The sequence below is a fragment of the Devosia riboflavina genome (assembly GCF_000743575.1).
GTDB classification, from domain to species: domain Bacteria; phylum Pseudomonadota; class Alphaproteobacteria; order Rhizobiales; family Devosiaceae; genus Devosia; species Devosia riboflavina.
Genome location: NZ_JQGC01000080.1, coordinates 1 through 951, shown reverse-complemented (window position 1 = coordinate 951; position 951 = coordinate 1). Strand labels below are relative to the sequence as shown.

At 62.6% G+C, this 951-nt stretch carries 1 protein-coding gene; it reads right to left on the bottom strand.

Annotated elements, in window-relative coordinates:
* Positions 1-951: acyltransferase domain-containing protein (locus tag JP75_RS24775; protein ID WP_035087954.1), on the bottom strand; the 951-nt coding region annotated here is incomplete at both ends.

The following is a 951-nucleotide window of genomic DNA, read 5'->3' as shown; positions in this document are numbered from 1 at the left end:
TCGGCTGCCCCGAGCCCAACCGCCAGCATTGCGCCATCAACGCCAAGTTTCTCACGTATCTGGCAGCGCGCATGAATCATCCTCGTTGCCGTTTCGAGGCTGATCGCCCCGGCCAGATAGGCCGCAGCAAGCTCGCCGAAGCTATGGCCAAGCACGAAATCCGGCTGCACATCGTAGGATTGCCAGAGCGCACCAAGGCCGATCTGGACGCCGAAGATCGCCGGCATGGCAAAGCGGGATTGGCCCATCCTGGACGCCGCTTCGTCACGCAGCAGTTCGGACTTCACCGACCAGCCCGACAAGGCCTCGAAGCCTCGGTCAAATTCCTGAAATGCCCGAGAAAATACCGGCTCTTCCAGCAAAAGCCGCCGGCCCATGCCCCACCACTGGCCGCCCTGGCCCGCGAAGGTGAATGCCAGTTTGCTTCGAGGTGATGGCATGCCAGATACGATCTTCGGCAACGCGCCGCGAACAAAAGCAGGTATGGAGCCCTCGGCCACATCAGCCAGCTGAGCCACCAGTTCCCCGGTCGTCGCGGCTATTATGGCCGTCCGAGACTGCAGGCCTTCGCGCAAGGTTCCCACAGAGGACGCAACGCTCGCCAGTTCGCGGTCGGCCAACCCACCCTCGACCAGCTCTGAACGCAGGCGAGCAGCTACTTCTCGCAGTGCCTCCGGAGTAGTGGCCGATAGTGGCACAGCAACAGCTCGCTCGCTTTGCTGTATCCGTCCCGAGACAGCCGGCCTGTCAAGCGGCATGGATTTGGGGGCGGCACGCTCCAGCAGTACGCCTGCGTTGGTGCCGCCAAAGCCAAAGGAATTGACCGCTATGAAGAGCGAGCGATCGTCACGCCCGAGTTCGGTCGGCACTTGTGGTACCGCCATATTATGCGCCTCGAACGCGATGGCAGGATTTGGCTCCTCGAAGTTGACGCTCGCCGGCGCGATCCGG